The sequence below is a fragment of the Rhodobaculum claviforme genome (assembly GCF_016653255.1).
In the GTDB taxonomy this organism is placed as follows: Bacteria; Pseudomonadota; Alphaproteobacteria; order Rhodobacterales; family Rhodobacteraceae; genus Rhodobaculum; species Rhodobaculum claviforme.
On sequence record NZ_NHSD01000156.1, the window covers coordinates 1 to 7,839 of the forward strand.

Below are 7,839 nucleotides of genomic sequence, written 5' to 3' on the forward strand. Positions count from 1 at the left end.
CCGACGCCACCCCCGACGCCGCCCCTGTCAATGCGACGGCGCACCGCTATGCTTCCGGGGGCGCCGGTGGCGCGGGCACATCACGGCTACGTTCGGATCGCGGAGGGTATCGCAATGACAACAGGCGGTTACGGCCCCACGGCCAGGCTGTTTCACTGGATCACCGTTCTGCTGGTTCTGGGCATGGTGCCCGCCGGCGTGGTGATGGTGCAGGAGGGGCTCGATCGCACGCTGCAAAACCAGCTGTTCATCTTTCACAAGAACGTGGGTGTTCTGGTCCTCGTGGTGGTGCTGGCACGGCTGGCGTGGCGGGCGGTGACCCCGCCGCCGCCGCCGCCGCCCACGATGCCGGACTGGCAGAAGACGACCTCGGCCTGGGTCCACCGGGTGCTGTACGGGCTTTTGATCTTCATGGCGGTCAGCGGGTATCTGCGCGTGACCCTCGGCGGGTTCCCGATCGAGGCGCTGGACGCGCTTGGCGTGCCCCGGCCGCCGCGCAACGACACCCTCGCCGCGATGGCGCAACGGGCGCATTTTCTTGGCAAATTCGCGCTCATGGGGGTGATCGCGCTGCATGTCCTGGCGGCGCTGTGGCATGGCGTGGCCAAGCGCGACGGCGTCTTTTCGCGCATGTGGCCCCCCCTGCCCCGGCAATAGCCCGCCGGGTGGCTTGTCGCACCCACGGGCAGCTTCTAGGTGACGGGGCTGCCGACCGCGGCCGAGCATGGCGCGGCGTTTCCTTACAGGAGTTTCGGGCTTGAACGCACACACCCAGTCCAATGCGGCCGGCTTGCATCCGGTGGCTTCGGCGGACGCCCCCTGGCGGGGCCGGATGCCGGGGCAAGCCGCCCTCGGCCCGCAGCCGCAGGCCGCGGCACCGCCCGCCGGGACGCGACGGCGCGGGGTGGGCCGTGCGCGGCTGGCGCTGGCGGTGGTGACGCTGGGGCTGTCGGGATCCCTGATCGTGGCGATGGCGCAGGGGCTGCGGCCGCTGGCCGGGGCTGACTGGGCGGTGCTGGGGCTGTTCGCGCTGTCGGTGCTGTGGACCGGCTTTGCGGCGGCCACCGCGCTGCTGGGCCTTGCGCAGCCGTCGCGGCGGGATGCGCAGGGCCCGCAGCCCGGCTGGTCGCCGCGCGGGCGCACCGCCATCGCGATCATGACCTGCGGCGAGGACCCGCTGCCCATCCTGCGCACCGTGCGCGCGCTGCACCGCGACCTTGCCCGCTGCGGCCTTGCCCCGGCCGAGACGGGGGCGGTGGGGATCTTCGTGCTGTCCGACACCCGGGGGTCCGCGGCGGTGTCCGAGGCCCGCGCCCTTGGCACTCTGGCCGATCTGCCGGGCGTCTGGTGGCGCCAGCGGCCCGAGAACATCGGGCGCAAGCCCGGCAACCTGGCGGACTGGATCGCCGGATGGGGCGGCGCCTGGGATCACATGATCGTGCTGGACGCCGACAGCCGCATCGCGGCCGAGCGGGTGCGCGCGCTGATCCACCGGCTGGAGGCGGCACCCGACACCGCGCTGGTGCAATCCGGCATGCGCCTGCTGCCGGCGCGGTCGCGCTTCGGGGCGTTGCAGCGGCTGTCGGTGCGGCTGGGCGGTCCCGCCTATGGCAGCGGTCTTGCGGCCTGGACCGGGCGCGAGGGGAATTACTGGGGCCACAACGCGGCCTTGCGCGTGCGCCCGTTCGGCGATCACGCCGCGCGGCTGCCGGTGCTGCCGGGTGCGGCCCCGATGGGCGGGGCGGTGCTGTCGCACGACTTCATCGAGGCGGCGTTCCTGCGCCGTGCCGGCTGGGGGATCGAGATCGACACCGAAAGCCGCGGCAGCTTCGAGGACGGGCCGCAGCGCCTCGATGAATTTCACCGCCGCGACCGCCGCTGGTGCCAGGGCAACCTTCAGCACCTGCGCCTGCTGGCGGCGCCGGGGCTGCACCCGATCAGCCGGCTGCACCTGCTCAGCGGGATCTTCGGGTATCTGGCCGCGCCGGTGTGGCTGGCGCTGGTGCTGACGGTGACGCTGGCCCGCCCCGAGATCGGCACGCTGGTACCGCTGGTGGGGGGGCTTGCGCTGCTGTGCGTGCCCAAGCTGGCGGGGGCGGTGCGCTGGGCGCAGCGCGCCCGCAGCCCGGCCCGGCGCCGGGTCGTGGTGCGCGCCGCCGTGACCGAGCTTGCGCTGTCCACGCTGCTGGCGCCGGTGATGCTGCTGCGCCAGAGCCTTGCGGTGGCGGCGGTCGCGCTGGGGCGCGACAGCGGCTGGACCCCCGCGGGCCTGGTCAGCGCCAGCCGCGCCCGCCCCGGCGTGCCCGAGGTGGTGGCAGGGCTGGCGCTGGCCGCTCTGGTCCTGCCGGTGGCGGGGCCTGTGGGCATCGCCCTGCTGACGCCGGTGCTGGGGCCCTTGCTGGCGGCACCCTGGCTCGTGCGGTGGCTGGAGGCGCCGATCCCGCGCCGCGGCGAAGCCGCCACCGTCCTGCCGGCCCGTGCCACCCCGGAGGCGGCATGACCCTCGCGGCCCCCGATCCCGCCCTGCGGCGCTATTACGATGCCAGCACGGCGCGGTTCCTTGCCGTGGGCGGCAGCGGCCGCAGCCTCGCGATCCACCGCGGCCTGTGGGAGGACGGCGTCACCGACGCCGAGGCCGCCGCAGACCGCGTCAACGCGCGGATCATCGCCCGGCTGGCGGCGCTGGGCCGCGCGGGGCCACGCACCCTGCGGGATCTGGGCTGCGGGGTGGGCGGCAGCCTGTTCCACTTTGCCCGCGCATGGCCCGATGCTCGGTTGGAGGGGGTCACCCTCAGCCCGCGGCAGGCCGGGATGGCCACGGGCTTTGCCCGGGACCAGGGGCTGGCCGATCGGGTGGCGATCCTCTGCGGCGATTTCCTGACGGCGGATCTGGCGCCGGTCGATGTCGCCGTCGCGATCGAGAGCCATGTCCACGCGCCGTCGGCCGCGGCGTTTCTGGCGGCGGCGCGGCGGGGGCTGCGGCCCGGCGGGACGCTGGTGGTCGTCGATGACATGCTGGCGGCCCCCGAAGGCAGCCTTGCACCGGACGATGCGCGCCGTCTGGCGACGTTCCGCCGGGGCTGGCATCTGGGGCATGTGCCCGATCCCGACGGCCTGCGCGCCGACGCCGCGGCGGCGGGCCTGACCTGCCTGTGGGACGAGGATCTGACGCCGCATCTGCGCCTTGACCGCCACCGCGACCGGCTGCTGCGGCTGGCCGCGCCGCTGGTCGATGCCGCCGGGCTGGGCGGCTGGCCGCTGTTTTCCAACATGATCGGAGGCAACGCCTTGACCGAGGGCTACCGGCGCGGGGTGATGCGCTATCGCATGATGGTGTTCAGCGCATGATCGGGCGGCGCGACCTGCTGGCCAGCGTCGGCGCGGCTGCGGGGCTGGCGATGGCCGGGACATGGCCGCGCGCCGCCGCCGCCGGGATGCCCGATCACGCAGCGCTGGCCGCCGAGGCCGAGCGACTGTCGCGGGCGCCGCACCGGCCCACGGCGATGCCCCTGCGCGGCCCCTTCGCGGGTCTGGATTACGACAGCCACCGCGCGATCCGCCCCCGCCCCGGGCGCGGCGCCGCGATCGCGCTGTCCGAAACCCTGCGCGCCGATCTGTTGCCGCCGGGGTTCCTGCTGGATGACCGGGTGGAGGTGCACCTGGACGGCGCGCGCCAGCCCTTCGCGGCCGAGCTGTTCGAGTTCGACGCGCGGTATTTCGACAATCCCACCCTGCGCCCCGAGGACGCCGCCGCCATGGGATTTGCCGGGCTGCGGCTGCGCGCGCCGCTGAACCGCCCGGATGTGTTCGACGATCTGGTGGTGTTCCAGGGCGCAAGCTACTTTCGGGCGCTGGCGCGCGGCGGCGCCTATGGGTTGTCGGCGCGCGGGCTGGCGCTGGGCGTGGGCGGGGCCGAGGAATTCCCCGTCTTCACCGCGCTGCATGCGGCGGCCGAGGGGGACGGCGCCCGTGTCCGGGCGCTGATGGAAAGCCCCTCGGTCACCGGCGCGCTGTCGTTCCTCGTGCGCCCCGGCGCCCCCACGGTGATGGAGGTCGACGCAAGCCTGTTCCCCCGCGTCCCGCTGGAGGGGGTGGGGATCGCGCCGCTGACATCGATGTACTGGTTCGGGTCGATGCGGCGGGGGATCTCGGACGACTATCGCCCGGCGGTGCATGATTCGGACGCGCTGGTGATCCTGAACGGCGCCGGTGAGCGGGTCTGGCGCCCGCTGGCGAACCCCGCGCGGGTGCAGGTGTCGGCCTTTGCCGATGACGGCCCGCGCGGCTTCGGGCTGGTGCAGAGCCGCACCGACTTCGATGATTTCGACGATCCGGAGGCCGCGTACCACCGCCGTCCCTCGGTCTGGGTGGAGCCGTTGGGCGACTGGGGGCCCGGCGCCGTGGTGCTGGTGGAAATCCCCACGCGCGACGAATTCATGGACAACATCGTGGCGTTCTGGCGCCCCGCGACGCCGCCCGGGCCGGGGCGTCACGACCTGCGCTACCGGCTGCACTGGGGCGACATCCCCGCGCCGCGCACCGAGATGCCGGTGGTCGCGGGGGCCGGCGGGCGGCATATCCTGGATCCGGAGGCGCTGACGTTCACGGTGGACTTCGCGGGCCATGCGCCCGACGCGATTGCCGACCTGCGGGTGGACGGGGCCGAGGCGCGCGGCGTCGCCGTCTTTGCCGTCCCGGAGGCGCGGGGCGGCGCGGGGACCACACGGGTGTCGTTCCACCTGACCCCGGGCGCATCGGATGTGGCCGAGGTGCGGCTGGTGCTGCGCGATGGCGACGGGCGCGCGCGCAGCGACACATGGCTGTACCGCTGGACACGGGCGGCCGACGGCGGGTTGTGACCAGGCGGGGCGATGCTGCCGCCTCGGTCGCGCCCCGCCTCAGGTCAGGGCACGGCGTGGTGCCGGAGGTGAATTGAGGGTGAACTCTTGCGCCGCATCCAAAATTGAAGCGGGCGCCCTCAACATTCGGCTGCACACCTGAGCCTGTAAGCGATTGTGCGAATGACACTGAGCGGATCGGGCCGCGAACCCGGAGCGTCCTTGCCCGGCGGCGGCGTTCTTGAGAGCGGCCGACAGACCTGTCTGTCGCTTTCGTTCAGTTCGCCGCCTGGATCGCGGTCACGCGCACGCCGGACGCGCCCGAAGACGGTGGATGACAGCGAGGATGGCGCGCACCATCACGCCGACAGCCAGAGCACCCCTGAAAACCCTCTCCACATGTCGAACTCGGGGGCAAGACGGGCGCGACAGATCGCCCTGAACAAAAAAGGGGCGCCCCGCTGGACGCCCCCCTGGTCTGTTTCCTGCTCGGTCCGGCCGGACCGGCGCGATCAGGCGTCGCGCGGGTCGTAGCTGCCGCTGTCGCGCGGATCGTCGCCATCGTCGTTCGCCGCGCCGCCGACATCGTCGAACAGCTCCGCGATCTCGAACTCGGCGGCGGCTTCTTCCTCGGCGGCCAGTTCCTGGATGGTCTTGCCGGAGGCCTGAAGCTCGGCTTCCTCGGGCGAGCGGGCGACGTTCACCTGCATCTCGACCACCACCTCGGGGTGCAGCACGACCGACACGGTGTGCAGCCCCAGGGTCTTGATCGGCGACGACAGGACCACCTGCTTGCGGTCCACGCTGACGCCGCCCGCGGTCGCCGCTTCGGCGATGTCGCGCGTCGACACGGAGCCATAGAGCGCCCCGCCATCGGACGCCGAGCGGATCACCACATGGGTGGTGCCGTCGATGGTGCCCGCCAGCTTCTCGGCCTCGCGCTTGGTTTCCAGGTTGCGCGCCTCGAGCTGTGCCTTGTCGGCCTCGAACCGGGCGATGTTGCCGTCGGAGGCGCGCAGCGCCTTGCCCTGCGGCAACAGGAAGTTGCGCGCAAAGCCGTCCTTGACGGTGACGACCTCGCCCATCTGGCCAAGCTTGGCCACGCGTTCCAGAAGGATCACTTGCATCGGTTCAGCCCCCTCACTTCACGGCGTAGGGAAGCAGCGCCAGGAACCGGGCACGCTTGATGGCGCGCGCGAGTTCACGCTGCTTCTTGGACGACACCGCGGTGATGCGCGACGGCACGATCTTGCCGCGCTCCGAGATGTAGCGCTGCAACAGCTTCACGTCCTTGTAGTCGATGGCGGGTGCGTTGTCGCCCGAGAAGGGGCAGACCTTGCGGCGGCGGAAAAACGGTCTTGTGGCCATGGGTTTGCTCCTCGATCTCAGCGGCGGCGGTCGCCGCGATCACCGCGGTCGCGATCATCGCGTTTCTGCATCTGCACCGACGGGCCTTCGTCGTGGCTGTCGACCTTGACGGTCATGACGCGCATCACGTCGTCGTGCAGCCGCATCAGCCGCTCCATCTCCTGCACGGCGGGCGCCGGTGCATCGGAGCGCATGTAGGCATAGTGGCCCTTGCGGTTCTTGTTGATCTTGTAGGCCATCGTCTTGATGCCCCAGTATTCCTGACCGACCAGCGTGCCGCCGTGTTCGGTAAGGACCCCGGAGAAGTGTTCGATGAGCCCTTCGGCCTGCGTGTTCGACAGGTCCTGGCGCGCGATAAAGACATGCTCGTAAAGCGGCATGCGGTCTCCGTTTCTTGTTCAGGCGCACTTCACTGGGCGGGGACGACCCCTTCCGCGTCCCGCCCGCGAGAGGCTGCGCCGGTCGCATGAGTGCGGAAGGATGCGGCCTTATACGCGGATCATGCGGCGAAGCAAGGGCGCGCGCCCCGACGACCGTCTGGACGGCCACCGCGCGCGCCGCTATCGGGGCACCACAACAGTCACGGAGGGGTCACACATGTCGCGGGCGTTCATCTTTCCCGGTCAGGGGGCGCAGGCGGTCGGCATGGGCCGCGCACTGGCCGAAACCTGGCCCGAGGCCGCGGCCGTCTTTGCCGAGGTGGACGACGCGCTGGGCGAGAACCTGTCGGCGCTGATCTGGGACGGCCCGGCCGAGGCGCTGACGCTGACGGCCAACGCCCAGCCCGCGCTGATGGCGACCTCGATGGCGGCCATGGCCGCGCTGCGCGCCGAGGGGGCGGAGATCGCCGCCGGAGATTGCGTGGCGGGCCATTCGCTGGGCGAATATTCCGCGCTGTGCGCCGCGGGCGCGCTGGATCTGGGCGATACCGCGCGGCTGTTGCGGCTGCGGGGTGCGGCGATGCAGGCGGCGGTGCCAGTGGGCGCGGGGGCGATGGCGGCGATCCTGGGCCTCGACCTCGCGGCGGTGGAGGCCGTGGCCTCCGAGGCCGCGCAGGACGGCGTGTGCGAGGCCGCCAACGACAACGACCCCGCACAGGTGGTGGTGTCGGGCGACGCGGCCGCCGTGGCGCGCGCGGTCGATCTGGCCAAGGCGCGCGGGGCGAAACGCGCGATGCTGCTGCCGGTATCGGCGCCGTTCCATTGCGCCATGATGGCCCCCGCCGCCGAGGCGATGGCCGAGGCGCTGGCCTCTGTCACCGTCCACGCGCCGCGCGTGCCGATCATCGCCAATGTCACCGCCGCCCCCGTCACCACCCCCGACGAGATCCGCAAGCTCCTCGTGCTTCAGGTCACCGGCCGCGTGCGCTGGCGCGAGAGCGTGGGCTGGATGGCCGCGAACGGCGTGACGGAGACCTGGGAGGTCGGCGCGGGCCGCGCGCTGGGCGGCATGGTCAAGCGCATCGCGCGCGACATCGCCCCCCGCAGCATCGGCACCCCCGACGAGGTCCGCGCCGCCGCCGGGCACCGCTGACACGGATGCCCGCAACACCGGGGCAGCGCATGCCGGCCCGCAGCCCGCGCCGGCGCGGCCCCGGTCCCGGCACGGCCGCGGGACCGGGCACCCCGCCACA

The 7,839-nt window shown here is 72.6% G+C and carries 8 protein-coding genes; 5 read left to right on the forward strand and 3 right to left on the reverse strand.

The window, feature by feature from the left end; all coding sequences use genetic code 11:
- Positions 1-114 precede the first annotated feature (114 nt).
- The 4 genes from CCR87_RS05070 (at position 115) to CCR87_RS05085 (ending at position 4,859) form a co-directional block, all read left to right on the forward strand.
- Positions 115-657, forward strand: coding sequence for a cytochrome b (locus CCR87_RS05070; RefSeq protein WP_201156478.1), 543 nt, complete (start codon positions 115-117; stop codon positions 655-657).
- Between the two features lie 175 nt (positions 658-832).
- Positions 833-2,500: a glucans biosynthesis glucosyltransferase MdoH gene (gene mdoH, locus CCR87_RS05075; RefSeq protein WP_201156479.1), complete on the forward strand. Its 1,668-nt coding sequence runs from the start codon at positions 833-835 to the stop codon at positions 2,498-2,500.
- Positions 2,497-3,348: an SAM-dependent methyltransferase gene (locus tag CCR87_RS05080; RefSeq protein WP_201156480.1), complete on the forward strand. Its 852-nt coding sequence runs from the start codon at positions 2,497-2,499 to the stop codon at positions 3,346-3,348. The genes mdoH and CCR87_RS05080 overlap by 4 nt, the downstream gene beginning before the upstream one ends.
- On the forward strand, positions 3,345-4,859 hold the full coding sequence (locus tag CCR87_RS05085; protein WP_207186559.1) for an OpgD/OpgG family glucan biosynthesis protein: 1,515 nt from the start codon (positions 3,345-3,347) through the stop codon (positions 4,857-4,859). The genes CCR87_RS05080 and CCR87_RS05085 overlap by 4 nt, the downstream gene beginning before the upstream one ends.
- A gap of 491 nt (positions 4,860-5,350) precedes the next feature.
- Here the strand turns inward: CCR87_RS05085 and rplI are convergent, their stop codons facing one another.
- From rplI to rpsF, 3 genes are read right to left on the reverse strand one after another with little or no spacing between them, the layout of a single operon-like run.
- Positions 5,351-5,965, reverse strand: coding sequence for a 50S ribosomal protein L9 (rplI, locus tag CCR87_RS05090; protein WP_201156481.1), 615 nt, complete (start codon positions 5,963-5,965; stop codon positions 5,351-5,353).
- Positions 5,966-5,978: 13 nt separating this feature from the next.
- Positions 5,979-6,206, reverse strand: coding sequence for a 30S ribosomal protein S18 (rpsR, locus tag CCR87_RS05095; RefSeq protein ID WP_201156482.1), 228 nt, complete (start codon positions 6,204-6,206; stop codon positions 5,979-5,981).
- A 17-nt stretch (positions 6,207-6,223) separates the two neighbouring features.
- A complete protein-coding gene (gene rpsF / locus CCR87_RS05100; protein WP_201156483.1) occupies positions 6,224-6,586 on the reverse strand; it encodes a 30S ribosomal protein S6 in 363 nt (120 codons plus the stop codon).
- Between the two features lie 217 nt (positions 6,587-6,803).
- Here rpsF and fabD point away from each other — a divergent pair, with 217 nt between their 5' ends.
- A complete protein-coding gene (gene fabD, locus CCR87_RS05105; protein ID WP_201156485.1) occupies positions 6,804-7,739 on the forward strand; it encodes an ACP S-malonyltransferase in 936 nt (311 codons plus the stop codon).
- The last annotated feature ends 100 nt before the right edge of the window (positions 7,740-7,839 follow it).